Genomic DNA, 25,692 nt, shown 5'->3' with positions numbered 1-25,692 from the left:
CCCTGATCCACACTAGGAAACCACCATGACGAAACTGAACGACAGCAGTACCTCCCCGCACGCTTATTACACCATCTGCCCGGTGCTGGTCGCCTCGAATATCGCCGTCGAATTCGGCTGGCTCGACGAGGAATTCAAGCACGTGGGCGCGACGCCCACCTATCTGCGCTCGCTGGCCGGCAACGCGGGCTGGCTGCCGCATTACCGCCATTCATTGAACCCGCTGTTTCGCGACGGCGGCGCCATTCCCACCATCTGGGCGAAAGCCGATTTGACAGATACCACCCTGATCGCCAGCACCGCCACCCAGTCCGGCGGCCAGATCGTGGTGCGAGCCGACGCCGACCTGTACCGCATCGACGACTTGCGCGGCAAGCGCATCGGCCTTTCCCGCTCGTCGAATCCCGAGCGCATCGATTTTTCACGCGCGGCCAGCCATTTCGGCCTGCACCAGGCATTGAAGCTGGGCGGCCTGGGCCTGGCCGACGTCGAGATCGTCGATATTGCGCAGGCGGCCGACGCGCCAGCGCTGGCACCGGCGGCGCGCCCGGTGGAGCTGTGGACCCAGCTCAAGGCCGCCGGCCGCGAACATGGCGACCCGGAAGCGGACGCCCTGCGCGACGGCCGCATCGACGCCATCCACAGCAGCCTGGCGCGTACGCGCAAGCTGGTCGACAGCGGCCAGTTCAAGGTCATTCTCGATCTGTCCGCCCAGCCCGACTGGACCCTGCAGATCGCCAACGGCCCTTACACCAATGCCGTCAACACGGATTTCGCGCAAGCCCACCCGGAAGTCATCATCGCCTTTTTGCGCGCCTCGATACGGGCCGGGCGATGGATCAACACCCACCGCGCGGCGGCGGCCGAGATCTTCCCGAGGGTGACGTTTTTGCCCAATGCCCGGATCGCCGCCCTGGCCATCGGCGAGCGCGACTTCGTGCCGGCACTATCGGCGCAAAACCTGAAGGGGATAGCGATCAAGAAGAATTTCCTGCTGGCCCAGGGCTATATCGAGAACGATTTCGAGGTAAGCCAGTGGGCCGATGACAGCTATTTGAAGGAGGCATTGAAGTCGCTGGAAAAATAAGCGCATGTCGCGTAGGTCGGGTTAGCGCTGCGCGCGTAACCCTACACCACCAGCGCCGCCAGCAATATTGTCGGCTTACGCGCTGCGCGCCTCGGCGGCCCCGCTAACCCGACCTGCTCGTCAAATAACCGCAGGTCGGGCCAAACACCACTATTCAAGCCGCGTAAAACTTCTTTTTGCCCGCCTGCACCGCCTCGAACGCGCCTTCCGGCAAGGGCTTGGCGCCGCCCAGCTGTTCGGCCAGGAAAGTAAAATAGGCGGCTTCTTCCAGGAACACCAGCTGCTTGGCCACGCCCAGCACGCTGTCGGCCCAGGTAAATGGCCCGTGGTTGGCCAACAGGGTGGCGTAGGCGTTCGGATGGGCCCGCAGTGCGGCGACCACCGGTTCGGCCGCGTAGCGCGCGCCCCAGGCCGCCAGTGGCACGTCGTCGGTGCCATGGCCCAGCAAGGTGGCATAGCGCACGGGCAGCGGCCGCCCCGCGATCGACCAGGCCGTCAGGTAGGGCGAATGGGTGTGGATCACGGCATTGGTTTGCGGGCGCTCGCGCAAAATGGCGATATGCAGGGCCGCCACTTCGGCCAGGCTGGGTGACAGCGTGCCGATATGGCCGTTCAGGTCGAAATCGACCACGCCCGCCACGCCGTGGCCGGCGCCGTTGAAGCTGGCGATCACCAGCTTGTCCTGGCCCGGCACGCGCAGGCTGAGGTTGCCCGCTTCGGTAACGGACAGGGTTTTGCTTTTCAATAGCAGCTGATGCGCCTGCTCGAATTCCTGTTCGAACTGCTGGACGAATTTCACGATGTCGACTTGTACTTGTTCCGCGACGGCGATATGGCTCATGGTGGCTCCTGTAGGTGGAAGGACGCGCAGACGGCATCGCCTGCGCTTGAGCACCTATAGGCAGGATACGTGCCAGCAAAAACCGGGGGAAATCCCCTTATCGCCGCGCCAACTGGTGAATTTGCAGCATCGGTCACCGGCCGGCGACGCCAGGCTGCGCCGAATCCACCAGCCGCGCGCGGTCAGGCTGGACGGTCGAAGGCCAGCGCCGCATGCTCCACGCCCAGCAGCTGCGCCAGCGCCTCGACCACCAGCGCGTGGTCGTCGCGCTCGGGCGCGCCGGACACCGTGATGGCGCCAGCCACGCCGTAGTGCGCCAGCAGCAGCGGGAAGCTGCCGCCATGGGTGGCGTAGTCGCGCAGCGGCTGGCCCGATTCCTGTTCCAGGCTGACGCCCTTCAGGCGCGCGGCAAGCCCCACCGCGTAGGAGCTGGTGTGCAGCATCTGCACGGTATTGCGCTTGCGGCGGGCCCAGTCGGCGTTGTTCGGGCTGGCGCCCGGCATGATGGACTGGAACACGGTGTCGGCGCCGACCCGGATTTCGATCGCCAGCGCCATGCCGCGTTCACGGGCCATGGTGCGCAGCAGGCCGCCCAACCGCCACAGCTGGTCCAGGTCCAGCGTGGGAAACCGCAGCCGGCGTTCCTGCTCGGCGATGCGCGCCAGGTCTGATTGCATCTGTTGTGTCATGGTGTACGCTCCCGTCATTGATCGATGCCCGCTTGCAGCTGGAGAAATTGCGCCATGCGCCGGCGCGCCAGCTCGGGGCGTATCAGCACCCCGGCCGCGTCGGCCAGCCGGAACAGCTGCGCGTAATGCAGCACGCTGCGCATGGCGTGCATGCCGCCGGCCATGGTGAAATGCTGTTGATGGCCATTCAGCCAGGCCAGGAACACCACGCCGGCCTTGTAGTACTGGGTCGGCGCGGCGAACAAATGGCGCGACAAGGTGACGGTGGGCGCGATCAGCCGCTGGTAGCCGTCGCTATCGCCTGCCGCCAGCGCCGCCAGCGCGCGCGCGGCCACCGGCGCGATCGGGTCGAAAATACCGAGCAGTGCGTGCGAATGGCCGGTCTCGTCGCCGGCGATCAGTTCGCCGTAGTTGAAATCGTCGCCCGTGTACATGCGCACGCCGTCGGGAAGCTGGGCGCGCAGCAGGCGTTCATGGCCGGCGTTCAGCAGCGAAATCTTGATGCCGTCGATCTTGTCGCGGTGCTGGCGGATAATCTCCAGCACGGTGGCCATCGCGGTCGGCACGTCCTCGCTGCCCCAGTAGCCGCGCAGCGCGGCGTCAAACGCATCGCCCAGCCAGTGCAGGATCACCTTTTCGCGCGAGGCGCTCAGGACATCGCCATATACGCGCTGGTAGTCGGCCGCACCGCGCGCGCTGGCGCACAGGGCGCGGCTGGCCATCATCACGGGCCGCCCGCCGGCCTTTTCGACCACCTCGAACTGCTCGCCATAGGCGCCGGTGATGGCGTCCAGCCCATGCGCCACGCCGCCATCGAGGTGGTCGGTGCCGACGCCGCAGGCCAGGTCCGCGCCGGGAATGGTGCACGCATGGGCGATGCTGCGCCGTATCAGCTCGGCCGCGACGGGCCAGCCTATGCCCATGCCGCGCTGCGCCGTATCCATCGCTTCGGCCACCTTGAAGCCCAGGCCATACAGATAGCCGCGAAAGGCCAGTGTCGCATCCCAGTCGATCGGCGGCGCCTGGCCGGAAGGATCGTAAGGGCGGCGCGGATCGATCACCACATGGGCCGCCGCATAGGCGATGCGGTTGAATGGGGGGAGCGCCGTGAGCGCCGCAGTGTCCCCGACCTGGCGCATGGCATGGCTCTCCAGCGTGGCCAGTTCAGTCGGTAAAATAATCTTCATGTTCTCTCCTGGCGCGATTGTATGATCATGTCGGCCGCCTTTTCGGCGACCATGATGGTGGGGGCATTGGTATTGCACGAGGGGACGAACGGCATCACGGACGCATCGACCACGCGCAGGCCCTGCAGGCCGATCAGGCGCAGGTCCGGCGTGACCACGCTGTCCGGATCGTTTTCCTGCCCCATGCGGCAGGTGCCGACCGGGTGATGGTCGGTCTTGGCGTTGGCGCAGGCGTACTCGAACAGTTCCTGGTCGGTTTCAAGCCGGCTGCCGGGCAGCACTTCGCTTTGCACGTAGCGGCGCAGGGCCGGCGCGCGCAGGATCTCGCGCGCCAGGCGCAGGCCTTTCAGGGCCATCGCCTTGTCGTGCGGATCGGACCAGTAATTCGGGTCGATCAGCGGCGCGCTGGCCGGGTCGGCATGCGCCAGGCGCACGGTGCCGCGCGAACGGGGCCGCAAATAAGCCGTGTTCAGGGTCACGCCGGCGTTGCGCAGCTTGGCCATGCCGGCCTCGATGCCGGAACCGAGGCCCAGGTGGAACTGGATATCGGGCGAACGGGCAGGTTCGGCCGCCTCGCGGTCGGCATACCAGAAGCCGCCCGTCTCGAACAGGCTGGACGCCACCGGGCCTTTTTTCAGCAGCAGGTACTGCAGGCCGGCCCACGCCGCATGGTGGGGCCGGTTGTATTTGTCATAGGTATGGTCGCCCGTGCACTCGGCGATCACGAACAGGTCCAGGTGGTCCTGCAGGTTGCCGCCAACGCCGCGCAAGCCGTGGCGCACCGGCACACCGACCGACTCCAGGTGTTCGGCCGGGCCTATGCCCGACTGCATCAGCAGCTTGGGCGTGCCGATCGCGCCCGACGAGACGATCACCTCGCACGCGGCGCGCACGACCTGTACATCACGGCTGCCGCCCAGCACCACTTCCACGCCGGTCGCACGGTTCGCTTCGACGATCACGCGCAAGGTGCGCGCCTGCATCTGCACCGTCAGGTTGGGCCGGTCCAGCACGGGCTTGACAAAGCCGGTGGCGGCCGACGAGCGGCGCGCGTCGAGCTGGGTCAGCTGGTAGTAGCCGAGGCCACCCTGGCTGGCGCCGTTGAAATCGGGATTGAAGGGGATGCCCAGTTCCTGCCCGGCCTGGAAAAACGCTTCGCAGATCGGCATCGGGCTGATCGGGTTCGAGACACCCAGCGGGCCACCATAGCCGTGGAATTCATTCGCGTAGCGCTGGTTGTTCTCGGAGTGCTTGAAGTACGGCAGCACGTCGCGGTAGGACCAGCCGGTGGCGCCGGCGCGGCTTTCCCATTCGTCGTAGTCGGCCGGCACGCCGCGCGTATAGAGCTGGGCGTTGATCGACGAGCCGCCGCCGATCACCTTGGCCTGGGTATAGCGCAGCACGCGGTTGTTCAGGTGCTGTTGCGGCACCGTGTGCCAGCCCCAGGAGCCTATGCCCTTGGTCATCTTGGCAAAGCCGGCCGGCATGGCGAAAAACGGGTGGCGGTCCGAGCCGCCCGCTTCGAGCAGCAGCACCGTCACCGACGGGTCGGCGCTGAGGCGGTTGGCCAGCACGCAGCCGGCCGAACCGCCGCCGACGATCACATAGTCGTAGTGTGGTTTCATCTGGTTTGTTTTCAAAGAACGGGAATCGAAAGGCCGCCGTCGACGTGCAGCACGCTGCCGGTGGAGAAAGGCAGCGAGCCGTCGGCCAGGGTGGCGACCACGCGGGCCACCTCATCGCTTTCGCCCCAGCGCGCGGCCGGCACCAGGCCGCCGCGAAAGCGCGCCTCGTAACGTTCGGCCACGCCCTCGGTCATCGGCGTGCGGATGATGCCGGGCCGCACCTCGAACACTGCGACCTGCGCGCTGGCCAGGCGCAAGGCGAACAGGCGCGACAGCATCGGCAGCGCCGCTTTCGACAGACAGTACTCGGCCCGCTCGACCGAGGCCATCTCGGCCGACACCGACGACACGGTGATGATGGCGCGCGCATGCGGCGAAGGCACCGACACCATATGGCGCGCCACCGCCTGCGTCATGAAAAAAGTGCCGCGCAGGTTGACGTCCAGTACCGCATCGAAGGCGCCAGGCGAGACATCGAGCAGGTCACCGCGGCTGGGCGAGCCGATGCCGGCATTGCTGACCAGGCAGTCGATGCCGCCCTTGAACGCCAACGCCGCGTCCAGCACCGCCTGGTGCGAGTCCAGCTCGCTCAGGTTCGAGACGACAAAGCAGGCTAGCGCGCCGGCCGCGCGCACCAGTGCGCAGGTGGCGTCGGCCTCGGCGTCTTGCACCACGTCGGTCAGCACGATGTCGTAGCCGCGTTCGGCCAGGGCCACGCAGATCGCCCGGCCGATGCCGCGCCGCCCGCCCGTGACCAGCGCCGTCGGGCGGCTGGCAGGAATATGGTTCATGAATGATCTCCTTGCCGGTTCACGCGATGCGCTGCCGGGTTTGCGCGTCGAACAGCACCAGCTTGGACAGGTCGACCATCAGTTCGCAGCGTTCGCCGCAGCGGCGCGACAGGTCCGGCCCCAGGCGGGCCGACACTTCCATGCCGCCCAGTTCCAGCATGGCCAGGGTGTCGGGGCCGGTCGGCTCCAGCACATTGATGGTGACGGGCACGCTGCGCAGCACGGCGCCGGGGCGGCCGTGTTCCACGCCGATCGCTTCCGGGCGCAGGCCGGCGATCACCTCGCGGCCCACATGGCTGTCGATGGCGGCAGGCTGCGGCGGCAGCGGCAGGTCGATGGCGGCGGCGCCCTCGCCCACCAGCAAATGCAGTGCGCCGTCCTGGCGTGTGATCCGCGCCGGCAGCAGATTCATCGACGGCGAGCCCATGAAGGTGGCGACAAAGGTGTTGGCCGGCGTGTTGTAGATCTCGGCCGGCGTGCCCAGTTGCTGCAGGATGCCGCCCTTCATCACGGCGATGCGCGTGGCCAGGGTCATGGCCTCGATCTGGTCGTGCGTGACATACACGATGGTGGCGCCCAGGCGCTGGTGCAGCTTCTTGATTTCGGTGCGCATGTCGACCCGCAGCTTGGCGTCCAGGTTGGACAGCGGCTCGTCGAACAGGAAGATCTTCGGATCGCGCACCAGCGCGCGCCCCATCGCCACGCGCTGGCGCTGGCCGCCCGACAATTGCCCCGGGCGGCGGTCCAGCAGGTGTTCGATCTGCAGCAGCCGCGCCGCATCCTGCACCGCCTTGTCGCGCGCAGGCTTGGGCACCTTGCGCATTTCCAGGCCGAAGCTGATGTTCTGCCCCACCGTCATGTTCGGGTACAGCGCATAGCTCTGGAACACCATGGCGATATCGCGCTCGCTCGGATGCAGGTCGTTGACCTTGTCCTTGCCGATGCGGATCTCGCCGCCGGAGAGGGTGTCGAGGCCGGCGATCAGCGACAGCAAGGTGGACTTGCCGCAGCCCGAAGGGCCGACCAGCACCAGGAAATCGCCATCTTCCACGTCGATATTAATATCGCGCAGGATTTCGGTGGCGCCGTAGGACTTGCTGACATTCGATACGTATAAAGAAGACATGATTTACCCCTTGACTGAGCCGGCCATCAGGCCGCGTACGAAATAACGACCGCCGACGACATACACCAGCAGCGTGGGCAGCGCGGCGATCATCGCCGTGGCCATCTGCACGTTGTATTCCTTGACGCCGGTCGAAGTGTTGACGATATTGTTCAGCGCCACCGTGATCGGCGCCGCGCTGCCGGTGGTGAACGAGGCGCCGAACAGGAAGTCGTTCCAGATATTGGTGAACTGCCAGATCACGGTGACCGTGATGATGGGCACCGAATTGGGCAGCAGGATGCGAAAGAAGATGCGGAAGAAGCGCGCGCCGTCGATCATCGCCGCCTTCACCAGTTCATCGGGAAAGGCGATGTAGTAGTTGCGGAAGTACAGCGTGGTAAAGCACAGGCCGTACACCACATGCACGAAGGCCAGGCCCGTGATCGACTGCGCCAGCCCCACCTTGCCGAGGAAGGTGGCCATTGGAATGAGCACGATCTGGAACGGAATGAAGCAGCCGAACAGCACCAGCGCGAACAGCACGTTGTCGCCCTTGAAGCGCCACTTGGTCAGCACATAGCCGTTCAGCGCGCCGATAATGGTCGACACGGCCACGGCGCAGAACACCATGCGGAACGAATTCCAGAAATAGCCTTTCACGCCCTCGCATTCCAGGCCCACGCAGGCCGTGCCCCAGGCTTTTTGCCAGGCGGCGGTGGTCCATTCCTGCGGCAGCGCCAGGATATTGCCCGAGTAGACCTCGGGCAGCGGCTTGAAGGACGTCAGCAGCATGACCAGCAGCGGCGTCAGGTACACCGCCGCCAGGACGACCAGCAACGTGTAGATCACCACGCGCGACATCGTATTGTGCTTGCCCACCACCATTTGCGGCGAGTCCCATGATTTGGCAGCCATTGTTGTCTCCTTGTTTTTATTTAATGGCCGCCAGCCGACGAGCGGGGCCGCATTTCGGAATACAGATACGGCACCATGATGGCGGCCACGGTACACAGCATCATCACGGCGCTGGCCGCGCCCATGCCCAGCTCATTGCGCGTGAAGGTGAACGAGTACATGAAGGTCGACGGCAGCTCGGTCGAGTAGCCTGGTCCGGCGCCGGTCAGCGCGATCACCAGCTCATAGCTTTTCACGGCCAGGTGCACCAGGATCACCAGCGCCGAGATGAACACGGGGCGCAGCTGCGGGATGATGATGCGGCGGTAGATGGCCGGCATGCGCGCGCCGTCGATGGACGCGGCCTTGATCATTTCCTGGTCGATGCCGCGCAGGCCGGCCAGGAACATCGCCATCACGAAACCCGAGGCCTGCCAGACCGCCGCGATCACCACCGTGTAGATGGCCATGTCGTTGATGATCCAGTCGAACTCGAAGCTGGTCCAGCCCCAGTCGTGAAACAGCTTGGTCAAGCCCAGGCCGGGATTGAGTATCCACTTCCAGGCCGTGCCGGTGACGATGAAGGACAGCGCCATCGGATACAAAAAGATGGCGCGCAGCCCGCCTTCGGCGCGGATGCGCTGGTCGAGCAAAATGGCCAGGAACAGGCCGATGGCCAGGCACAGCACCACGTACAAGGTGGCGTACACGGCCAGGTTGGACACCGCCACATGCCAGCGCGGATGGTCCCACACACGCGCATATTGCAGCAGCCCGACCCAGTCGAACTTGGCGAACGCGCGCGAGCGGGTAAACGACAGCATGGTGGTCCAGGCGATAAAGCCATACACGAACACCAGGGTGATGATCAGGGTGGGGCCGAGCACGAGCTTCGGCAGCAGCGCTTCGAAGCGGTTGCGCAGCGAGCGCCGGGTCAGCGGCGCGCTTGCGCCGCGCCCGGCATTGGCGACGGCGGCCGTAGCCACCGGAGCGCGATTTTCAAGGTACATGGCGTCACCTGCAGGACAAAGAACGGAGTGGATCGGGACGGGGGCGGCGAAGCGGGCCCCCGCCACCCTTGCTGCTGCCGGCTTACTTCGAACCCTCGACGGCGGCCACCAGGCGCTTGACGGCGTCGGCGGAGCTCTGGCTGGAGTTGAAGAAATGCGTCACCACGTCATACACGGCCGTCTTCGACGCTTCCGGCATGGCCTGGCCATGGGCGAAACTGCCGACCATGGTGCCGGCCTGCAGGGAAGCACGCATGTCGGTCATGGCTTTCACGCCGCATTCATCGAAACCGTCCATCGGCGTGTCGAGCCGGGCCGGCACGGCGCCCTTGGTCTGGTTGAATTTGGCCTGCACGTTCTTGTCCATGATGGCCTCGGCAAACGCGTACTGGCCGGCCGTGCGCTCCTTGCCGGCCTTGAAGGTGGCAAACTGGTCGGTCACGAAAATAAAGGCGTTCTGCGTGCCCGGGTAATGGGCGCAGATATAGTCGACACCGGGCTTCTTGCCGGCGTTGGCATATTCGCCCTTGGCCCAGTCGCCCATGATCTGCATGGCGGCCTTGCCGTTGATGACCATGGAGCTGGCCAGGTTCCAGTCGCGGCCCGAGAAGTTGGCGTCCACCATGCCGCGCAGCTTGCGCATCTGGTCGAAGGCCTTTTCCATGGTCTTCGAACCCAGCGCCTTCGGGTCCAGTCTGACCAGCGCATCGGTATAGAATCTGGTGCCGCCGGCCGACATCACGGCGCTGTCGAACAGGGTGGCGTCCTGCCAGGCCTGGCCGCCGTGGGCCAGCGGAATATAGCCGGCCTTGCGGATTTTGTCGGCCGTCACCACCAGCTCGTCGAAGGTCTGCGGCGGCGTCAGTTTCAGTTCGTCGAAGATCTTCTTGTTGATGAACAGCCAGTTGGTGCTGTGTACGCCGACCGGCACCGCGAACCAGTTGCCGCCGGCGCGGGAAAAGCGCTGGATGGGCGCCGGAATCAGCTTGTCCCAGCCGCCCTTGGCGGCGATCGCATCCAGATTGGTCAGCAAGCCTTCGTCGGCATAATCCTGCACGCTGAAGCCCAGCATCTGCATCGCGTCCGGCGGATTGTTCGACGCCACGCGCGCGCGCAGCACCGTGCGCGCCGCCTCGCCGTCGCCGCCCGCGATCGGGCTGTCCTTCCAGCTGTAGCCACGCTGCTTGAGATCGTCCTTGAGCACGCCCAGGGCCTTGGCCTCGCCACCGGAAGTCCACCAGTGCATGACCTCGACCTGTTTGACATCGGCCGCCAGTACAGGCAGGGTTTGCGCCGCGATCAGCGCGACGGCGGCGGCAGCTACGGTTTTCTTCAACATTTTCGTCTCCTTTGAACACACCCTTGTTGGGCATTTTTTGTCTGTGGGCTTGTCGGTGATTCCCTACCTTGCTTCAGGCCGCCGGGCGTGGCAGCCACCAGTTGCTTCGTCCTCCCATATGCAGTTGAATGGTTTTGGTTTCGGTGTAGTCTTCCACCGCCTGCTTGCCCAGTTCGCGGCCCACGCCGCTGGCCTTGACGCCGCCGAACGGCAGTTCCGGGTAGCCGTCGAGGAAGGTATTGACCCATACAGTGCCGGCATGGACGCCGCGCGCCACCGTCAGGCAAGTGTCGATATCGCGGCTCCAGACGGCGGCCGACAGGCCGTAGGCCGTATCGTTGGCGATGCTGACCGCCTGCCGCGCGTCGTCGAACGCAATAATCACCAGCACCGGGCCGAACACTTCTTCGCGCGCGATCGGCATGTCTGGCGTGACGTCGCCGATGACGGTCGGCTCCAGGTACAGGCCGTCGGCGTCATAGCGCTTGCCGCCCAGGCGCAGGCGCGCGCCATCGGCCACGCCCTTGTCGATATTGGCCAGGATGTCGGCCATCTGCCGTTCGCTGACGATGGCTCCCACCTTGCAGTCGGGGTGGAGCGGATCGCCGATCGCTACCTGGCGCGAACGCTCGACCACGGCCTGCGTGAATCGTTCGGCGATCGAGGCATGCACCAGCACCCGGCTGCCGCTGTTGCAGCATTCGCCGGCATTGAAATACACGCCGAACACCACCGCGTCGATCATGGCGTCCCAGTCGCAATCGGGAAAGACGATCTGCGGATTCTTGCCGCCCAGTTCCAGCGCCACTTTTTTGAGGCCCTTCGAGGCGATGCCGCCCAGCAGGCTGCCGACCCGGGTCGATCCCGTGAACGACAGCATGGCGATCGCGGGATGCTCGGCCAGCGGCTGACCGACAGTCGGTCCCTGGCCCGTGACGAGGTTGACCACGCCCGGCGGCACGCCCGCCTGCGCCAGGATCTGCATCAGGATGGCGGTGGTGCTGGACGTCAGTTCGCTGGGCTTGACGACGCAGGTGCAGCCGGCGGCCAGCGCGAACGGCAGCTTTTGCGACAGTATCCAGATCGGGAAATTCCATGGCGTGATCAGGCCCACCACGCCGATGGGCTGGCGCAGCACGATGCCCAGCATGTCCTGGCCCAGGCTGTCGTAGGCGTCGCCGCTGAGGGTGCGCGCCAGGCCGGCCGCGTACTGCCACAGGTCGACGCAGCCGCCCACTTCGCCGCGCGCCTGGGCCAGCGGCTTGCCCGTTTCCAGCGCTTCGAGCAGCGCCATCTCGTCGACGCGCGCCGTGATGCCATCGGCCACCGCCAGCAGGATGCGCGCGCGCTCCACGCCTTTCAGGCCGGCCCAGCGGCCGTCGTCAAACGCCCGCTGGGCGGCGCCGATCGCTTCCTCGACGTCAGCGCTGCCCGCTTCGGCAAAGGTGCTGACCAAATGGCCATGGGCCGGGCTGCGCCGCTCGAAGCGCGCGCCGTCAAGCGCCTCGCGCCAGGCGCCGTCGATATACAGCTGGCCGTGGAAGACGGCGTGATCAGGCTTCGGTGCGCCGGCCAGCAGTGCAGGCGCGGCTGGCAGGGCCTGGTTATGGGTGCTCTGGTTCATCTTATTGTCCCTTGTAGTGTGCCTTGCGGCGTTCGCGAAAACTGGCCATGCCCTCTTGGGCGTCGCTGGTGGTGGCCGACAGCGCGCCGGCCATCGCTTCCAGGGTGGCGCCGGCGCCGTGGCCGGCGGCGGCGTTGATCAACTGCTTGGCAAGCTGCACCGAGACCGGCGCCAAGGTGGCGATCTGCCGCGCCACCGCAATCGCCGCCGCCAGCGACTGCCCTGCGTCAGCAATCTCGTCGACCAGGCCGATCGCCAGCGCGCGCTGCGCATCGATGCGGCGCGCCGTCAGCGCCATCGCCTTGACGTGGGCCGGGCCGATCAGCGACACCAGGCGCTGCGTGCCGGACCATCCCGGGCAGGTGGCGATGCTGGCCTCGGGCAGCGCAAAGGTGGCGCCAGGATCGGCGACGCGGATATCGGCCACGGCGGCCAGCTCCAGGCCGCCGCCCATGGCCGGGCCATTGATGGCGGCCACCACCGGCAGGCGCAATCCGGCCCAGCGGTCGAACACGCGGTGGCCGCGCGCGACCCAGCGGCGCCACATGTCCAGCGGCGCCAGCGCCGCCCATTCATTGATATCGGCGCCCACGCAAAACGCCCGTTCGCCGGCGCCGGTCAGCACCACCGCGCGCAAGCCGCTGTCGGCTTCCAGCGCATCGGCCGCCGCTTCCAGCTGGTCCAGCATGGCCGGCGTCAGTGCATTGAGTTTGGCCGGCCGGTCCAGGGTGACGATGGCAATCTCGCCGCGCGTTTCAATCCGGATCAGGTCTGCTTCAGCCATGGCGGGCCTCCTTCAGTTGCAGTGCAAATGGCGCATCGGTAAAGATGGCCGCGTCCATCAGTTTCAAGTCTGGCGAGACCGCCAGCGCGAAGCCTGCCTGGTCGAGAATGTCGCGCTGCAGGTCAATGCCGGGCGCAATTTCCGTCAGTTCCAGTCCGCTGTGGGTCAGGCGCATCACGCAGCGCTCCGTCACATACAGCACTTCCTGGCCCCGCTCGCGTCCCATGCGGCCGCTGAAGGTAACGTGGTCGACCTCGGCGATCAGCTTCTGCTTGCCTTCCCTGAGGATGGACAGCTTGCCGTCGCCCACCGCCAGCTGCGCGCCGGCCGTGAAGTAGCCGCTGAAGACCAGGCGCCGCGCATGCGTGGTGATGTCGACAAAGCCGCCGCAGCCGGCCGTCAGATAGGGTTTGCTGGGCAGGCGCGAGACATTCACATGGCCGTGCCGGTCGATCTGCAAAAACGACAGCAGCGAGACGTCGAAACCGCCGCCCTGGAAATACACGAACTGCGACGGCGACGGCATGATGGCGTCGGCATTGCCGGCGCAGCCGAAGGCAAAGCCCAGCAGCGGCACGCCGCCGACGGCGCCCTGCTCGATCACCCAGGTCACGTCGTCGCGATAGCCTTCTTCCAGCAAAATGCGCGGCACGTTGGCGGAAATGCCGAAGCCCAGGTTGACGGCGTCGCCGTGCGCCACTTCCATGGCGGCGCGGCGCGCGATGATCTTGTCGGCATGCCATTCGGCGTAAGCAAAGGCGCTGTCGGGCAGCTTGATTTCGCCGCTGATTTCCGGGTCGTAGGCGATCTGCGTGGTTTGCTGCTGCTGCGGGTCGACCACGATCACATCGACCAGGTTGCACGGTATATGCACGGACTGGGTCGGCAGGGAGCCGGCCTTGACCACGCGCTTGACCTGGGCGATCACGATGCCACCGTTGTTGCGGGCCGCCAGCGCCTGGTCGCGCCCGCCCAGCAAGGCGCCTTCATGCTCGAACGACAGGTTGCCTTTTTCGTCGGCGGTGGTGGCGCGCACGATGGCCACCTGCGGCACCACATTTTGGTAGTGCAGCCATTCCTCGCCGCCGAACATCACTTTCGAGATCACGGGATCGGCCGCGGCGCGCGCATTCATGGCGCCGCCCTGGCGCTCCGGATCGACGAAGGTGTCGAGGCCGACCTTGGTCAGCACGCCCGGGCGCTTGGCCGCCACTTCGCGGTGCATGTCGAACAGCACGCCGCTGGGCAGGTTGAAGGCGCGCACCTGGTTGTCTTCGATCAGGCGCCAGATGGCCGGCATCGGCAGACTGGACGGGCCACTCGGGAACGAGCCGGCGATGATGGTATCGATCAGGCCGGGCCTGGCCAGGTGGTCGATACCCTTGATGCCATACATGTCGCCGGCGGCGATCGGGTGCAGCATGGTCAGCCCACGCGGATGCTGCTCTTCGTCGTAGCGCGCGCCGATGGCGGCCAGCAGCGCATCGGGGCATCCCAGGCCGCTCGACGAGCTGACCGTGACGACGTCGCCGTCTTTGATCAGGCGTGCGGCGTCCGCCATTGTCATGACTTTACTTGCTACCACGGTGTTTCTCCTGGTTTTTTAGAGGGTGTTTATTTGCCGAAGCGGCTGTCGACCGTGACATGCGCGCCCGACTGCGCCGACTGCGCCAGCGCGAGGGCCGCCAGCAGCGAGCGGTAGCCGTCCTGGCCGGTGGCGGCAGGCGTGCCCTCGCCGGCGATGGCTGCATGGAAGCGCTGCACGGCGTAGTCGTACAGGCTGGCGTGTTCGACCTCGATCACGCGTTCGCCATCGGCGCTGCGCAGCACGATCTCGCCGACCGGGCGCTGCGTCATCACGTCGCGCGCAAACAGCGAACCTTGCGTGCCGTGCAGTTCCAGGCCGGTCGGCGCGAACGGCACCGTAAAGGCATCGTGCAGCTGCGCCAGCACGCCCTGGCGGAAACGGATGATGGACATCACGCCGTCGGCCAGGCCGGCCGAACCCATGCTGCCGGCGGCCGTCATGGCGCTCACTTCCACCGGCTCATCGTCGAGGATATAGCGCAAGGTGTCGACGTCGTGCACCGAGATATCGAGGATCACGCCGCCGCCCGCCTCGGGCTGTTCCACGCGCCAGCCGCGCAGTTGCGGCGGCAGCGAGACGGCGTGGAACACGCGTGCGAACAAGGGCTTGCCGATGCCGCCGGCACGCAGCTGCTCGCGCAGCGCGCGGTGGGTGGCGGCGCAGCGCAGGTGGTGGTTGGTGCCCAGCACCACGCCCTGTTCGGCGCAGACGGCTATCATCTGCTGCGCATCGTCGGCGCTCAGCGCCAGCGGTTTTTCGCACAGCACGTGCTTGCCGGCGCGGGCGGCGGCCAGTGCCTGCGGCAAATGCTTTTCATTGGTGCTGCTGATATAGACGGCGTCGATGGCGGGATCAGCCAGCACCGCGTCCAGATCGGTGGCATGGCGTGCGATGGCGTTTTTCTGCGCAAAATCGCTGGCGCGTTGCGCGTCGCCGCTGACCACCACGGCGATCACGCCGCCCTGGGCGCGGATGGCGGCGATCATGAACTGGTCGGCGATGGTGCTGGCGCCCACAAGCGCCCAATGTACTGGTATCTGCATGAAAGTCTCCTTATTGGAACGTTCCAATTTTTTGTTATGGTGTTTCTGCTGGATTGAACTGTAGTGCCTTATACTGCCAATGTCAAACCTTTTTGGAACGTTCCAATTGTGCATAGCAACATGAAAAAATCCGCCCCCACCATCCAGGACATCGCCCAGGCGGCCGGCGTATCGAAGTCCACCGTCTCGCTGGTGCTGCAGGAAAGCCCGCGCATCAAGCCCGATACGGCCGCCAAGGTGCGTGCGGCGGCGCAGCAGCTCGGCTATGTCTACAACCAGGGCGCGGCCATGCTGCGCGGCCGGCGCAGCACCACCATCGGCATGGTCATCAACGACCTGACCAACCCCTTTTTTGTGGAGCTGCTGGTGGCCATCGAGCGCGTGCTGATGGAGGCCGGCTACACCACCCTGATGGCGCACACGGCCGAAAGCGCCGGGACGCAGACGCGGGTGCTGCAGTCGATGCGCGAACAGAATGTGGCCGGTCTGATCATGTCGCCCGCGCTGGGCACCTCCGGCACCCTGGCCGGCGAAATCGCGGCCTGGGGCATTCCGCTGGTGCTGGTGATGCGGCCGATGGACGCCGAGGTCGACACCGTCGGCGTCGACAACCATCACGGCTTCCTGCTGGCCACCGAACACCTGATCGCCCAGGGCCACACGCGCATCGCCTTTGTCGGCAACCGCAAGGGCTACACGGTGGCGACCCAGCGCATCGGCGGCTACCAGGCGGCGATGGCCAAGCACGGCCTGCCCGTCAGCGACGCCTGGCTGATCGACGTCGAACTGTCGCCGCAGGGCGGGCGCGAAGCCGTGCGCGCCCTCTTCGACATGAAGCCCCGCCCTACCGCCGTGGTCTGCTATAACGACCAGGTGGCGATCGGCGTGCTGCACCAGCTCGACACCATGGGCAAGCGCGCGGGCAAGGCGCTGGCGGTGGTCGGCTGCGACAATATCGTGGCCGCCGAACACACCAACCCGCCGCTGACGACACTGTCGGCCGGCGCCGAAAAGCTGGGCACGATCGCCAGCCTGACCCTGCTCGAACGCCTGCGCAACCCCACGCCGGCGGCGCCGCCGGTGCAGCATTTCGAGGCGCCGCGGCTGATCGTGCGCGAATCGAGCATCGGCGCCAGGAAAATCGCCAAGGACTAGCCGCCGGCCGCCGCCAGCATGCGCTGCACCGTGTCGATATTGAATTGCAGGCGCGCCTTCAGGGCCGCGTCCTGCGTGAAATTGAAGCCGAACAGGTGTTCGCCAGTGTACTGGTTGGTCAGGTAGTAATACGAAATGGCGGCCAGGGTGATGCACAGCTGCACCGGGTCGACCCCGGCGCGGAACACCTTGAGCGCCACGCCCCGGTCGAGGATGCGGGTGACCAGGGCGACATAGCTGTCCTGCATTTCGCGCAGGCCGCTCTTGCCGTCCAGGTGGCGGCCCTTGTGCAGGTTGGCGCTGTTGACCAGGGTGATGAACTCCGGGTTCTCGATATAGTAATTCCAGGTGAACTCGACCAGCTTGCTCATCGCCTCCATCGGCGGCAGCGCCTCCAGGTTCAGCGCCATCTCGCGCGAGCGGATCTTTTCGTATTCGGCCGCGATCACTTCGGCGAACAGGTCATCCTTGCCGCCGAAATAATGGTAGATCATGCGCTTGTTCGAACCCGAGCGTTCCGCGATATCGTCCACGCGCGCGCCACCGAGGCCGGAGGCGGCGAACTCCGCGCGCGCCGCCTGCAAAATGCTGTCGCGCGTCGCATCGGCGTTACGCGCCCGAAATACCATTTTTGTTCCCATGATTGCCCTGTTCCTTGGCTGATTGTCCAGCATCTTCTTGCCCGCATTATAGCCGTCCGATGTCGAAAACTGGCGCGCCGCTAGAGCGCCTTGCTCAGTTCCGGCACGGCCTCGAACAGGTCCGCCACCAGGCCATAGTCGGCCGCCTGGAAGATGGGCGCGTCCGCATCGCTGTTGATGGCGACGATGACTTTCGCGTCCTTCATGCCGGCCAGGTGCTGGATCGCGCCCGAGATGCCCACCGCGATGTACACCTGCGGCGCCACCACCCTGCCCGTCTGGCCGATCTGGTAGTCGTTCGGCACGTAACCGGCGTCGACGGCCGCGCGCGAGGCGCCCAGGGCGGCGCCCAGCTTGTCGGCCAGCGGTTCGAGCAGGCGCGCATAGTTCTCGCCGCTGCCCAGGCCGCGCCCGCCCGAGACGATGATCTTCGCCGCGCCCAGCTCGGGCCGCTCCGAGCTGGCCAGGGCGCGCGACACCAGGCGCGACAAGCCCGTGTCGGCGGCCGGCGCCAGCGCCTCGATCGCCGCATCGCCGCCACCCTCGGCGACAGGATCGAAGACCGTGGTGCGTACGGTTGCCACCTTGACGGCGTCAATGCTGGTGACGGTGGCCAGCACATTGCCCGCATAGATGGGGCGCACGAAGGTATCGGGCGACACGATGGCGCTGATCTCGGAAATCTGCGCCACGTCCAGCAGCGCGGCCACGCGCGGCAAGGCATTCTTGCCATAGGTGCTGGCCGGCGCCAGGATATGGCTGTAGGGCGCTGCATGGGCCACCACCAGCGCGGCCAGGTTTTCCGCCGTCTGCGCGGCATAATGGGGCGCGTCGGCCAGCAGCACTTTTGTCACGCCCTGCAGCCGCGCCGCCTGGGCGGCCACCGCCGCGCAATCGCTGCCGGCCACCAGCACGTGGACCTCGCCACCCAGCCGCAGCGCCGCGGCGACGGTATTGAGGGTGGCGCCATGCAGGCGTTGTTGATCGTGTTCGGCAATAACAAGTGTGGTCATCAGATTACCTTCGCTTCCAGTGTCAGTTTCGAGATCAGTTCGGCCACATCGGCCACCTTGACGCCGGCGGCGCGCGGCGCCGGTTCGCTGACGCGCACGATGCTGTAGCGCGGTTCAAGCGCGGCCGCAGCGACGCCCAGTTCGGCCGGCGTGACGGTGGCCAGCGGCTTTTTCTTGGCCTTCATGATGTTCGGCAGCGTCACGTAGCGCGGCTCGTTCAGGCGCAGGTCGGCGCTGATCACGGCCGGCAAGGTCACTTGCAGGGTTTCCAGGCCGCCGTCCACTTCGCGCGTGACGGTGGCTTCATTGCCGTCCAGCGTGATGGCGGACGCGAACGTCGCCTGCGGCCAGCCGGCCAGCGCGGCCAGCATCTGCCCCACCTGGTTGGCGTCGTCGTCGACCGCCTGCTTGCCGCACAGGACCAGCTGCGGCGTTTCACGATCGCAGACGGCTTTGAGCAGCCTGGCGACGGCCAATGGCTGCAGTTCGGCGTCGCTGTGGACCAGGATGGCGCGGTCGGCGCCGATCGCCAGCGCATTGCGCAGCACGTCCTGGCAGGCCGCCACGCCGCACGACACGGCGACGATTTCGGTGGCGAGGCCCGCTTCCTTCAGGCGCACCGCCTGCTCGACGGCGATTTCATCGAAGGGGTTCATGCTCATCTTGACATTGGCCAGCTCGACGCCGCTGCCGTCCATCTTGACGCGCACCTTGACGTTGTAGTCCACTACCCGCTTGACGGGGACGAGTATCTTCATTGTTGCTCCATCGTGAGAAATTGAGTGAGTTACTTGACCATATGCAGCTTGCTGCGGTCGATGGTCAGCGCGATGGCGACGATCAGCATCAGGCCGAACACGAACTGCTGCGACTGCGCCGGCACTTCCAGGTAGACCATGCCGGTGCGGATCACCGCCACGATCAGGGTGCCGACAAAGGTGTTCAGGACGCCGCCGACGCCGCCCGACAGCGAGGTGCCGCCCACCAGCACGGCGACAATCGCCGGCAGCAGAAAGCCTTCGGCCACGTTCGGCCCGCCGCCGGCCAGGCGGGCGGCAAAGATCAGGCCGGCCGCCGCCGCCAGCGCGCCGGAAATGGCGTAGGCGGCGATCTTGTAGCGGTCGACGCGGATGCCCGAGGCCAGCGCCGCCAGTTCGCCGCAGCCGATCGCCTTCAATACGCGGCCAAAGGTGGTGCGACGCTCCAGGAACAGCAGCACCGCCAGCAAGGCCAGCGCGATCAGCACTTCGTGCGGAATGGCCAGGGTGGCGCCATAGATCCAGCCATAGCCCTGCGTGCGCAGCTCGGCGTCCATCGACACCGACTGCTGTTTCGAGACATACGCGCCCAGCGACAGGGCGATGCCGCCCAGCGCCAGGGTGGCGATAAACGACGGCACCTTCAGCTTGGTCGAGGCGACGCCGGAAGCGCCGCCCAGCAGCGCGCCGGCCAGCAGCACCAGCAGGGACGTCCACGGTCCGCCCAGCGGCAGCGCGACGGTGGCCAGCACGGTGGCCATATTGGCCAGCGATTGCGACGACAGGTCGATGCCGCCGATATAGATCACCAGCGTGATCCCCAGCGCCATCACGAACAGGGCGGCAACGTCGGAGGCCATCTGCAGCAGGTTGGCCGGCTGCAGGAACTCGGGGTGGGCCAGGCTGACCAGCAGCGCCAGCACCACCAGCGTCAGCCACGGAAAGTGGGCGCGCAGTTTTTCTATCTTCATCTTGGTCTCGCAGTATCAGGAGTGGAGTGAGCAGGGCTCAGGTCATGTGGTGCACCAGGTCGAACGGCGTCGGCTTGGCGCCCGGCACGCAGTCGAAGCGGTGGCGGATGCGCTGGTCCTTGAGCACCACGATGGTGTGCGACAGGCCGATCGCCTCTTCCAGCGTGTCGGCCATCAGCAGCACGCCGCAACCGTCCGCACACATTTCGCGTATCACCTCGTAGATGCCCTCCTTGGCGCCGATATCGACGCCGCGCGTGGGGTGGTCGAGCAGGATGATGTCCGAGCCGCCGCTGCGCCATTTGGCGATCACCACTTTCTGCTGGTTGCCGCCCGAAAGCTTGCCCGCATTGGCGTGCACCGACGGCGCCTTGATCGCCAGTCGCGCCATCCACTGCGCGGCGGTGGTCTTTTCGGCCGCCATGCGCAGCACCCCTGCCCGGCTGTAATTGCCCAGCTGCGACAAGGTCATGTTTTCGCACACCGACATGCCGTCGACGATGCCCTCGATCTTGCGTTCGCGCGGGATATAACCCATGCCGCCGGCCACCGCCCTGGCCGCGCTCTGCCCCTTGACGGCTTGCCCCTTGAGGCGCAGGCTGCCGGAGGTCGGCTGCTCCAGGCCGAACAGGGTGCGCAGGATGGCTTCGCCGCCGCTGCCCTCCACGCCCACCAGGCTGAGCACCTCGCCGCGGTGCAGGCGCAGGCTGATGTCGTGGTAGTGGCCCTTGCGGCACAAGCCGTCCAGCTCGACCAGCACCTCGGCGCCAGGCGGCAGCTGCTTGTCTTCGCGGTAGTATTCGACGCTGATCTCGCGCCCCACCATCTGCTGCTGGATCTGCTCGACCTGCGCCTGCGCGCTGTCGACCACGCTGACCACCTCGCCGTCCTTCATCACATAGATGCGGTCCGAAATCTCGATCACCTCGTCGAGCCGGTGCGACACGAAGATGAACGCGGCGCGCGAGCGCAGTTCGCGGATCAGCTTGAACAGCAGCTGCGTCTCCTCTTTCGACAGCACCGAGGTCGGCTCGTCGAGCAGGATCACCAGCTGGCCGTCGACCCGCTCTTCCAGGGTCAGCACCTTGGCCAGTTCCACCATCTGGCGCTGGGCGAACGACAGGCGCGAGGTGATGGTCTTCGGGTCGATATCGAGGTGCACCTTGTTCAGCTGCAGGCGGGCGGCGGCCGCCATCTTTTTCCAGTTGATCACGCCAAACGACGAGAACTGCTGTTCGAAGCCGAGGAAGATATTTTCCATCACGCTCAGGTTGGGCAGCAGCGACTGTTCCTGGAACACCATGCCGATGCCGGCCTGCATGGCGGCGCGGGGGCTGGCGAAGCGGGTCGGCTTGCCGTCGATCAGGATCTCGCCGCCGTCGTGCTGGTAGCTGCCATACAGCACCTTCATCAGGGTCGACTTGCCGGCGCCGTTTTCGCCGACCAGGCCGATGATCTCGCCGTTGCCCACCTTGAAATCGACACCCTTCAGGGCGCGCACATTGGGGAAGTTCTTTTCTACTTTGCGAAATTCGAGCATGGCGGTCACTTCACGAAAGAAATCGATTTACGGTCGGTCGACAGCACCACCGCGATAATCACCAGCAGGCCCAGCACACCGTCCTGCAGATAGCGCGGCAGGCCGGCCACCACCATGCCGTTGCTGATCACATTGACGATCAGCACGCCGGCCACCGTGTTCCATACGCCGCCGCTACCGCCGAGCAAGGTGGTGCCGCCCACCACCACCGAGGTTATCGACACGAACATATAGTTCGAGCCCGTATTGGCTTCGGCCATGCCGAGCCTGGCCGTGGCCAGCAAGGCGGCCGCCGCGTAAAACATGCCGGCCAGCATGAAGCCCAGCAGGCGCACCCGGTACACGTTCAGTCCGGACGCATGGGCCAGGTGTTCGCCGCCGCCCACCGCATAGAAATTGCGGCCCAGGACCGTCTTGCGCTGGATAAACCAGGCCAGCAGCACGGCGGCCACGCCCACATAGGCCATCAGCGGAAAGTTCCACCAGCGCTTGAGCAGCAAGGCGCGGAAGACGTCGTCCTCGACGCGGATCTGCTCGCCGCCCGTCATCAGGATGGCGATGCCGGTGCCGACAAAGCCCATCGCCAGGCTGGACATGAAAGACGGTATCGACAGGCGGATATGGATCAGGCCATTGATATAGCCGAACACGGCGCCGGCGGCGATGGCGGCCGGCAGCGCGACCCAGGCCCAGCCTTCGGCCAGGTGGCCGCCCAGCGCCAGGAACAGCCAGCCGAAGACGACGGCCGTGGTCGACACCACGCCTTCCATCGACAGGTCGATCGAACCCATGATGATGATGAAGGTCACGCCCAGCGCCACCAGCAGCGCGGGCGTGGCGGAAATCGACATGCGGGCCAGATTCGCCACGCTGAGGAAATTCGGATTGACCGCCGTGAAAAAGGCCAGCAGCGCGGCCAGCACGATGGCGGGCGCCCATTGCCAGGCGAGGTCGTACGGTGTTGCGGAGGATGTCATGGTAAAGCCTTCAATCACAATGCAGGGACGTGCGCCCGCAGCGGGGCGCCAGGATGCAGTCCTGGCGCGCCTCGTGCCGCGGGCCGGTGGAATCAGGCGGCGCGGATCGGCCCGGTGGTCGGGCCCCAGAAGTCTTTCCAGTCGTATTTGGGTATGCTGCCCGACAAGTATTTCTTCTTGAACGCCTGGGCGTCTTTTTGCGTGATCAGGATGGTGGGGCCGTAGAACTCGCGGTGCGCCTTGGGCTCTTTCGACGGCTTGAAGGTGCCGATGGCCGCGTGGTAGGCCAGCGCCACCGAGATGCCGCCCGCCCACGGCGGATTGGTAAAGCAGGTGGCCAACAGTTCGCCCTTCATCACCAGGTCAACCGCCTGGGCGTTGCCGTCATAGGCCACCACCGGCAGCTTGCGCCCTTCGGCGCGCAGCGCTTCGAGGATGCCGTAGGCCATCGAGTCGTTGGCGCTGAAGACGCCCGTGATCTGCTCGCCGAAGCGGGTCAGGAAGCCCTGCATCACTTCATTGGCTTTCTGCGTGCTCCAGTCGGCCGGCTGGTAGTCGAGCAGCTTGACGTTCGGGAAATCCTTGAGCGCGTTCATCAGGCCCTTGCGCCGTTCCACCGCCGGGCCGTTGGCGGGAATGCCGCCGATGCCGACGATGGCGCCTTTGCCGCCCATGGCGGTGAGCAGGATGCGGGCCGTCTTTTCGGCCGGCTCGACGTCGGACCAGGTCATGTGCGAGACCCAGTTGTCGCCGAAATCCCAGGGGTGCAGATCGTCCGTCTTGTTCCAGATGGTGGACACGAAAGCGCCCGCCTTGACCACCGATTCGACCACCGGGCGCGCATTGGGCGCGTCGTTCGGATCGCAGGCGATGGCGCATTTGCCGCCCGTCTTGGCCAGGAAGGACTTGATGTCGGCCAGCGACTTTTCGCTGCTGCCGTTGTTGATCAAATGGACCAGGTCGGATTTTTTCCAGCCCTGGCTTTCGACAAACGCTTCGCCGCCCGACACCAGCTCGTTCCAGTACGGATTGCTGCGGTCGCGGTAGCTCCAGGCCAGCGGCAGGCGCTGGCCTGGTGCTGCCATCGCGGGCAGGCCCATGCCCATGGCGGACAGGCCGGCAATCCCGGCCGCGCCGGCCAGCAGGAAGTTGCGGCGGCTGACGGTTTCCTGTTCGATAAAGGTCTTGATGAAGGACGTGTCTTTTTCCAATTTTGTCTCCGTTTGGTGGTGTCCCCGTCGTGGCGGGGAGGTTATTTTCAAACTGGCTGGGGTGGGGTCGATCCGGAAGCATTTAAGTAACTCCCTAGATAGTTACTATAAACCTGAAATTCGGCGATTGCAATCGGAATCTGACGATTCCGTGCCGATAAAGCGTTCGATTACGCGTGCTTAGGCGGGAACCGGCGCATCCTCGCGCAATAAGCCCTGGCGCTGCAAGGCCTCCCAGAACGCGGCCGGTATCGGCGTGGAAAACCATTCCAGATTCTGCCGCAGCTGCTGCACCGTGCGGGTGCCGGCCGTAAAGGACGCGACCGCCGGATGGGCAACGACGAACTGCAGCGCAGCCGCCGGCAGCGGCACGTTAAATTCGCGGCAGACCTGCTCGATGCGCGCCACCCGTTCGAGGATGGCGGGCGGCGCCGGTGCGTAGTTATACTTGGCGCCCGGCTTCGCGCCGGTGGCCAGGATGCCGGAATTGAAGCCGCCGCCCACCACCACTGTGGCGCCGCGCTGCTGGCACAGGGGCAGAAATTCGTCGAGCGCCGCCTGTTCCAGCAGCGTGTAGCGCCCGGCCAGCAGAAAGCAGTCGAAATCGTGGCGCTTGAGCGCTTCGTGACAGACCTCCCACTCGTTCACGCCCACGCCGATGGCTTTCACCAGGCCTTCCGAACGCAGCTGGTCCAGCGCGCGCCAGCAGCCGTCCATCGCTTCCTCGAACACGCGCGGCTGGTCCGCACCCTGGGTATACACATCGATATCGTGGATAAAGCAGATATCCATGCGCTCGAGCGCCAGGCGCTGCAGGGAATCCTCGAAGGCGCGCATGGTGCCGTCGTAGCTGTAGTCGAAGCGGCTGCGAAACGGCGCGGCGTCGACCCAGGGGCCGAAGTCGATGCTGGCGCGCGGCGCCGGCGTGAGCACCCTGCCCACCTTCGAGGCCAGCACGAAATCGTCGCGATTCTTTGCGCGCAGGTTATGGCCTGTGCGCAGCTCGGCCAGGCCGTGGCCGTACATGGGCGCCGTGTCGAAAAAGCGCACGCCCGCGTCCCAGGCGGTGGCCATCATCTCGCTGGCCACGGCCTCGCTGACGGGTTCGAAGATATTGCCGATCGGCGCGGTGCCGAAGGCAAAGGCGGTCACTTCCAGGCCGGTCTGGCCGATCTGGCGTTGTTCGGTGGGCTGCATGTTTGGTCTCCTCCTTGGTGTGAAATCAATCCCAGCATGGTGCGTATGGCACTCTTGCACTGGTCACGACGCGGTAGTCGGTGGCGCCCAGCGCGTCGATGCGCGCCATGTCCACGCTCGACAGCGTGAAATCCATGATATCGAAGTTGGCGGCGATATTTTCCGGCTTGGTCGACATGGTGTTGATCGCCACGCCCTTTTGCAGTATCCAGCGCAGCGCCACCTGCGCCGCCGACTTGCCGACGGCCGCGCCGATCTCGGCGAACAGCGGATACTTGAACACCTCGCCGCGCGCCACGGAACAGTAGGACGACAGGGGAATGCCGGTTTCGCCGGCCGCCGCCAGCAGCTTGCCCTGGTCGAGCAGCGGGTGAAACTCGACCTGGTTGGTGACCAGCGGCCGGCGCACCAGCCGCGCCGCCTGGCGCATCATGGCGGCCGTGTAGTTGCTCACGCCGATATGCGTGGCCAGCCCCAGGTCCGCCGCCTGTTCCAGCAGCGCCAGCGAGGGGGCGATATCGCCGTCGACAGGCGCCCAGTGCAGCAGCAGCACGTCCAGGCGCGCCAGTTTCAGCTTGTCCAGGCTTTCGCGCACCGACGCAACAAAGCGTTCGGGCGC

Annotated in this window: 24 protein-coding genes; 2 read left to right on the top strand and 22 right to left on the bottom strand. The window is 65.9% G+C overall.

Annotation, left to right across the window (positions count from 1 at the left end; translation table 11 throughout):
- The first annotated feature begins 25 nt into the window (after positions 1 to 25).
- Positions 26 to 1,087, top strand: a complete 1,062-nt coding sequence (locus Q8L25_RS18450) for a hypothetical protein (protein ID WP_308920754.1) — start codon at positions 26 to 28, stop codon at positions 1,085 to 1,087.
- Positions 1,088 to 1,241: 154 nt separating this feature from the next.
- On the opposite strand, the gene Q8L25_RS18445 is transcribed toward Q8L25_RS18450, so the two are convergent.
- The 13 genes from Q8L25_RS18445 to Q8L25_RS18385 all read right to left on the bottom strand — a co-directional run bounded on the left by Q8L25_RS18445 (position 1,242) and on the right by Q8L25_RS18385 (position 15,610).
- On the bottom strand, positions 1,242 to 1,928 hold the full coding sequence (locus Q8L25_RS18445) for a class II aldolase/adducin family protein (RefSeq protein WP_308920753.1): 687 nt from the start codon (positions 1,926 to 1,928) through the stop codon (positions 1,242 to 1,244).
- 182 nt (positions 1,929 to 2,110) lie between these two features.
- A complete protein-coding gene (locus tag Q8L25_RS18440) occupies positions 2,111 to 2,617 on the bottom strand; it encodes a heme-degrading domain-containing protein (protein WP_308920752.1) in 507 nt (168 codons plus the stop codon).
- 14 nt (positions 2,618 to 2,631) lie between these two features.
- The gene (locus Q8L25_RS18435; RefSeq protein ID WP_308920751.1) at positions 2,632 to 3,804 is read right to left on the bottom strand and encodes a dihydrodipicolinate synthase family protein; all 1,173 of its coding nucleotides are present in this window, start codon (positions 3,802 to 3,804) and stop codon (positions 2,632 to 2,634) included.
- On the bottom strand, positions 3,801 to 5,429 hold the full coding sequence (locus Q8L25_RS18430) for a GMC family oxidoreductase N-terminal domain-containing protein (RefSeq protein ID WP_308920750.1): 1,629 nt from the start codon (positions 5,427 to 5,429) through the stop codon (positions 3,801 to 3,803). Before Q8L25_RS18430 ends, Q8L25_RS18435 begins: the two co-directional genes overlap by 4 nt.
- 11 nt (positions 5,430 to 5,440) lie before the next feature.
- Complete coding sequence (locus Q8L25_RS18425) at positions 5,441 to 6,220, bottom strand: 3-ketoacyl-ACP reductase (RefSeq protein WP_308920749.1); 780 nt, start codon at positions 6,218 to 6,220, stop codon at positions 5,441 to 5,443.
- A gap of 19 nt (positions 6,221 to 6,239) precedes the next feature.
- A complete protein-coding gene (locus Q8L25_RS18420; protein WP_308920748.1) occupies positions 6,240 to 7,346 on the bottom strand; it encodes a sn-glycerol-3-phosphate ABC transporter ATP-binding protein UgpC in 1,107 nt (368 codons plus the stop codon).
- A gap of 3 nt (positions 7,347 to 7,349) precedes the next feature.
- Positions 7,350 to 8,243, bottom strand: a complete 894-nt coding sequence (locus Q8L25_RS18415; RefSeq protein WP_374694182.1) for a carbohydrate ABC transporter permease — start codon at positions 8,241 to 8,243, stop codon at positions 7,350 to 7,352.
- Positions 8,244 to 8,263: 20 nt separating this feature from the next.
- Positions 8,264 to 9,232 carry a sugar ABC transporter permease gene (locus Q8L25_RS18410; protein WP_308920747.1) on the bottom strand — a complete coding sequence of 323 codons (969 nt, stop codon included), beginning with the start codon at positions 9,230 to 9,232 and terminating at the stop codon, positions 8,264 to 8,266.
- A gap of 82 nt (positions 9,233 to 9,314) precedes the next feature.
- Positions 9,315 to 10,571: an ABC transporter substrate-binding protein gene (locus tag Q8L25_RS18405; protein WP_308920746.1), complete on the bottom strand. Its 1,257-nt coding sequence runs from the start codon at positions 10,569 to 10,571 to the stop codon at positions 9,315 to 9,317.
- Positions 10,572 to 10,644: 73 nt separating this feature from the next.
- On the bottom strand, positions 10,645 to 12,195 hold the full coding sequence (locus Q8L25_RS18400; protein WP_308920745.1) for an aldehyde dehydrogenase family protein: 1,551 nt from the start codon (positions 12,193 to 12,195) through the stop codon (positions 10,645 to 10,647).
- 1 nt (position 12,196) lies between these two features.
- Positions 12,197 to 12,979, bottom strand: coding sequence for an enoyl-CoA hydratase/isomerase family protein (locus tag Q8L25_RS18395; RefSeq protein WP_308920744.1), 783 nt, complete (start codon positions 12,977 to 12,979; stop codon positions 12,197 to 12,199).
- Complete coding sequence (locus Q8L25_RS18390; protein ID WP_374694181.1) at positions 12,972 to 14,546, bottom strand: acyl CoA:acetate/3-ketoacid CoA transferase; 1,575 nt, start codon at positions 14,544 to 14,546, stop codon at positions 12,972 to 12,974. The genes Q8L25_RS18395 and Q8L25_RS18390 overlap by 8 nt, the downstream gene beginning before the upstream one ends.
- Before the next feature lie 47 nt (positions 14,547 to 14,593).
- Complete coding sequence (locus Q8L25_RS18385) at positions 14,594 to 15,610, bottom strand: Gfo/Idh/MocA family oxidoreductase (RefSeq protein ID WP_308920743.1); 1,017 nt, start codon at positions 15,608 to 15,610, stop codon at positions 14,594 to 14,596.
- 120 nt (positions 15,611 to 15,730) lie between these two features.
- Between Q8L25_RS18385 and Q8L25_RS18380 the strand changes: the two genes are divergently transcribed.
- Positions 15,731 to 16,765 (top strand): LacI family DNA-binding transcriptional regulator, encoded by a 1,035-nt coding sequence (locus tag Q8L25_RS18380; RefSeq protein ID WP_308920742.1) that lies wholly within the window; start codon positions 15,731 to 15,733, stop codon positions 16,763 to 16,765.
- On the opposite strand, the gene Q8L25_RS18375 is transcribed toward Q8L25_RS18380, so the two are convergent.
- From Q8L25_RS18375 to Q8L25_RS18335, 9 genes are all read right to left on the bottom strand, one after another.
- Positions 16,762 to 17,406: a TetR/AcrR family transcriptional regulator gene (locus Q8L25_RS18375; protein WP_308920741.1), complete on the bottom strand. Its 645-nt coding sequence runs from the start codon at positions 17,404 to 17,406 to the stop codon at positions 16,762 to 16,764. The two genes, Q8L25_RS18380 and Q8L25_RS18375, sit on opposite strands and share 4 nt — an antisense overlap.
- Positions 17,407 to 17,486: 80 nt before the next feature.
- Positions 17,487 to 18,419, bottom strand: a complete 933-nt coding sequence (locus Q8L25_RS18370) for an FAD-binding protein (protein ID WP_308920740.1) — start codon at positions 18,417 to 18,419, stop codon at positions 17,487 to 17,489.
- Entirely contained in the window at positions 18,419 to 19,177 is a 759-nt protein-coding gene (locus tag Q8L25_RS18365) for an electron transfer flavoprotein subunit beta/FixA family protein (RefSeq protein ID WP_308920739.1), read from the bottom strand. The genes Q8L25_RS18370 and Q8L25_RS18365 overlap by 1 nt, the downstream gene beginning before the upstream one ends.
- Before the next feature lie 29 nt (positions 19,178 to 19,206).
- Positions 19,207 to 20,148, bottom strand: a complete 942-nt coding sequence (locus Q8L25_RS18360; protein WP_308920738.1) for an ABC transporter permease — start codon at positions 20,146 to 20,148, stop codon at positions 19,207 to 19,209.
- A 37-nt stretch (positions 20,149 to 20,185) separates the two neighbouring features.
- Positions 20,186 to 21,688: a sugar ABC transporter ATP-binding protein gene (locus tag Q8L25_RS18355; RefSeq protein ID WP_308920737.1), complete on the bottom strand. Its 1,503-nt coding sequence runs from the start codon at positions 21,686 to 21,688 to the stop codon at positions 20,186 to 20,188.
- Positions 21,689 to 21,693: 5 nt separating this feature from the next.
- Positions 21,694 to 22,665, bottom strand: a complete 972-nt coding sequence (locus Q8L25_RS18350; RefSeq protein WP_308920736.1) for an ABC transporter permease — start codon at positions 22,663 to 22,665, stop codon at positions 21,694 to 21,696.
- Between the two features lie 92 nt (positions 22,666 to 22,757).
- On the bottom strand, positions 22,758 to 23,876 hold the full coding sequence (locus Q8L25_RS18345; protein WP_308920735.1) for a sugar ABC transporter substrate-binding protein: 1,119 nt from the start codon (positions 23,874 to 23,876) through the stop codon (positions 22,758 to 22,760).
- Between the two features lie 180 nt (positions 23,877 to 24,056).
- Positions 24,057 to 25,073 carry an aldo/keto reductase gene (locus Q8L25_RS18340; RefSeq protein ID WP_308920734.1) on the bottom strand — a complete coding sequence of 339 codons (1,017 nt, stop codon included), beginning with the start codon at positions 25,071 to 25,073 and terminating at the stop codon, positions 24,057 to 24,059.
- 25 nt (positions 25,074 to 25,098) lie between these two features.
- The gene (locus tag Q8L25_RS18335) at positions 25,099 to 25,668 is read right to left on the bottom strand and encodes an aldo/keto reductase (RefSeq protein WP_374694180.1); all 570 of its coding nucleotides are present in this window, start codon (positions 25,666 to 25,668) and stop codon (positions 25,099 to 25,101) included.
- Positions 25,669 to 25,692: the final 24 nt, after the last annotated feature.

Source organism: Janthinobacterium sp. J1-1, from assembly GCF_030944405.1.
GTDB lineage: Bacteria > Pseudomonadota > Gammaproteobacteria > Burkholderiales > Burkholderiaceae_D > Janthinobacterium.
The sequence above is the reverse complement of the archived record's forward strand: the minus strand, read 5'-3'. Positions and strand labels throughout refer to the sequence as shown.

Coding starts and splice junctions, on each gene's coding strand:
- Q8L25_RS18370 (WP_308920740.1), bottom strand. CDS start 18,419: ATGACCACACTTGTTATTGCCGAACACGATCAACAACGCCTGCATGGC.
- Q8L25_RS18405 (WP_308920746.1), bottom strand. CDS start 10,571: ATGTTGAAGAAAACCGTAGCTGCCGCCGCCGTCGCGCTGATCGCGGCG.
- Q8L25_RS18440 (WP_308920752.1), bottom strand. CDS start 2,617: ATGACACAACAGATGCAATCAGACCTGGCGCGCATCGCCGAGCAGGAA.
- Q8L25_RS18425 (WP_308920749.1), bottom strand. CDS start 6,220: ATGAACCATATTCCTGCCAGCCGCCCGACGGCGCTGGTCACGGGCGGG.
- Q8L25_RS18400 (WP_308920745.1), bottom strand. CDS start 12,195: ATGAACCAGAGCACCCATAACCAGGCCCTGCCAGCCGCGCCTGCACTG.
- Q8L25_RS18435 (WP_308920751.1), bottom strand. CDS start 3,804: ATGAAGATTATTTTACCGACTGAACTGGCCACGCTGGAGAGCCATGCC.
- Q8L25_RS18365 (WP_308920739.1), bottom strand. CDS start 19,177: ATGAAGATACTCGTCCCCGTCAAGCGGGTAGTGGACTACAACGTCAAG.
- Q8L25_RS18420 (WP_308920748.1), bottom strand. CDS start 7,346: ATGTCTTCTTTATACGTATCGAATGTCAGCAAGTCCTACGGCGCCACC.
- Q8L25_RS18380 (WP_308920742.1), top strand. CDS start 15,731: ATGAAAAAATCCGCCCCCACCATCCAGGACATCGCCCAGGCGGCCGGC.
- Q8L25_RS18390 (WP_374694181.1), bottom strand. CDS start 14,546: ATGACAATGGCGGACGCCGCACGCCTGATCAAAGACGGCGACGTCGTC.
- Q8L25_RS18385 (WP_308920743.1), bottom strand. CDS start 15,610: ATGCAGATACCAGTACATTGGGCGCTTGTGGGCGCCAGCACCATCGCC.
- Q8L25_RS18415 (WP_374694182.1), bottom strand. CDS start 8,243: ATGGCTGCCAAATCATGGGACTCGCCGCAAATGGTGGTGGGCAAGCAC.
- Q8L25_RS18450 (WP_308920754.1), top strand. CDS start 26: ATGACGAAACTGAACGACAGCAGTACCTCCCCGCACGCTTATTACACC.
- Q8L25_RS18355 (WP_308920737.1), bottom strand. CDS start 21,688: ATGCTCGAATTTCGCAAAGTAGAAAAGAACTTCCCCAATGTGCGCGCC.
- Q8L25_RS18395 (WP_308920744.1), bottom strand. CDS start 12,979: ATGGCTGAAGCAGACCTGATCCGGATTGAAACGCGCGGCGAGATTGCC.
- Q8L25_RS18445 (WP_308920753.1), bottom strand. CDS start 1,928: ATGAGCCATATCGCCGTCGCGGAACAAGTACAAGTCGACATCGTGAAA.
- Q8L25_RS18360 (WP_308920738.1), bottom strand. CDS start 20,148: ATGAAGATAGAAAAACTGCGCGCCCACTTTCCGTGGCTGACGCTGGTG.
- Q8L25_RS18340 (WP_308920734.1), bottom strand. CDS start 25,073: ATGCAGCCCACCGAACAACGCCAGATCGGCCAGACCGGCCTGGAAGTG.
- Q8L25_RS18410 (WP_308920747.1), bottom strand. CDS start 9,232: ATGTACCTTGAAAATCGCGCTCCGGTGGCTACGGCCGCCGTCGCCAAT.
- Q8L25_RS18430 (WP_308920750.1), bottom strand. CDS start 5,429: ATGAAACCACACTACGACTATGTGATCGTCGGCGGCGGTTCGGCCGGC.
- Q8L25_RS18350 (WP_308920736.1), bottom strand. CDS start 22,665: ATGACATCCTCCGCAACACCGTACGACCTCGCCTGGCAATGGGCGCCC.
- Q8L25_RS18375 (WP_308920741.1), bottom strand. CDS start 17,406: ATGGGAACAAAAATGGTATTTCGGGCGCGTAACGCCGATGCGACGCGC.